General features: G+C 50.4%; 1 protein-coding gene and 1 pseudogene. One reads left to right on the forward strand and one right to left on the reverse strand.

Annotated features, from left to right (window positions below; all coding sequences use genetic code 11):
* Nucleotides 1-75 precede the first annotated feature (75 nt).
* Nucleotides 76-309 (reverse strand): annotated as a pseudogene (locus Q0835_RS29840) (IS6 family transposase); the annotation flags it as partial.
* 308 nt (nt 310-617) lie between these two features.
* Between Q0835_RS29840 and Q0835_RS29845 the strand changes: the two are divergent.
* Nucleotides 618-1,558: hypothetical protein (locus Q0835_RS29845; RefSeq protein ID WP_298967109.1), on the forward strand; the 941-nt coding region annotated here is incomplete at its 3' end.

Raw genomic sequence — 1,558 nt, forward strand, 5'->3', positions numbered from 1 at the left:
GGCATCATTGAATTTGTAAGGCATCGACAGTCGCTCGCGTCAGAGTGAACGTTGGAGATACTGCGGCGTGGCGATCCGGCGTAGCCGTTTTTCGATCAGCGGCGCATACGCCAAAACCCACCTGTTGATGGTGCTGTGGTCTACCTCAAAGCCGCGTTCCAGGAACATTCCCTCCAGGTCCCGATAGCTCAGCGGATAACGCAAGTACCAGGACACAGCCTGGATGATCAGCCAGGCCTCAAACTGTCTGCCTTTGAAGTCATCCTTCGATTGACGTTTCAGTTTTTCAACGATGGCACTCAAAATCATCACTCGGAACTCCAACCTCTGGAGCGCCCTTTCAACAGCCAAATCTCAAGGCGTGGTTAACGCGAAAAACTTTGCGACACGCCCAAAGCGCGACGCTGCAAAAGGGCTTGATGATGTAGACGCCCGCCGCTGGCTCAGATGTGCAAAGATAGGTTTTGTTTTAATCCTATTTGGAGGCGTCGATGTCAGAAGTTCACACAATTTGTTTGGATTTGGCGATTTCAAGTAAAAGTTTTGAATAAATATGACCATATTATTTTGATATCTAATTTCAACTTGATGTACATTTCTATGTTGATTGGGTTGCTATGAATAGTTCTCACCCTTTGAACCTCAACGGTCTTATTCAAGATCATAATGATCATTATCCAGGCCGTGTTGAGGGCTCGAACGGCTTCCGGCTCAACAACAAAACGGTAGCCCCAGTTCAACTTGAAAATGGCGGAACAACAAAGCTGGAGAGGGTTATCAGTGCCCTGACCAATGGCATCAAAGACGCATCAGGAAAAAATGGCGCGGGGGGAAACCATGTTGCCAACGCCCTCCGTGCGCAAGGCGAGAATTCCATTGCTGTTGCTCAAAAAGATGTAAATTCCCTGGCAAAGTCGATAGAGGGCGGCGCGATCCCGGTCCACGGCGAAATCCGGGAGGGGAACGGAACATATAAGACGCTGACCAGCCAACGGAAGGAGACTGTCCGCTCAATCAAGAGCCGGGCCACGCAACAATTGCATCAAAGAATTGGTCCGTCCGAACATCTGCCTGTACACTCTCTCGACGATCTTATTCAAGGTCATAATGATCATTATCCAGGCCATGCTGAGGGCTCGGACGGCTTCCGGCTCAACAACAAAACGGTAGCCCCGGTTCAACTTGAAAATGGCGAACCAACAAAGCTGGAGAGGGTTATCGCTGCCCTGACCAATGGCATCAAAGACGCATCAGGAAAAAATAGCGCGAGGGGAATCCATGTTGCCAGTGCCCTCCGTGCGCAAGGCGAGAATTCCATTTCTGTTCTTCAGAAGGATGTAAATTCCCTGGCGAGGTCGATAGAGGGCGGCGCGATCCCGGTCTACGGCGAAAACCAGGGGGAAGATGGAACATACAAAGAGCTGGCCAGCCAACGGCAGCAGACTATCAGCTCAATCAGGAGCCGATCCCGGCAACAACGTCATGACGGAACGGGTCCGTCTGGAGAACTGCCTAGACAATCTCTCAACGGTCTTATTCAAGATCACAATGATCATTA

It is taken from the genome of uncultured Roseibium sp., assembly GCF_947499295.1.
GTDB lineage: Bacteria > Pseudomonadota > Alphaproteobacteria > Rhizobiales > Stappiaceae > Roseibium.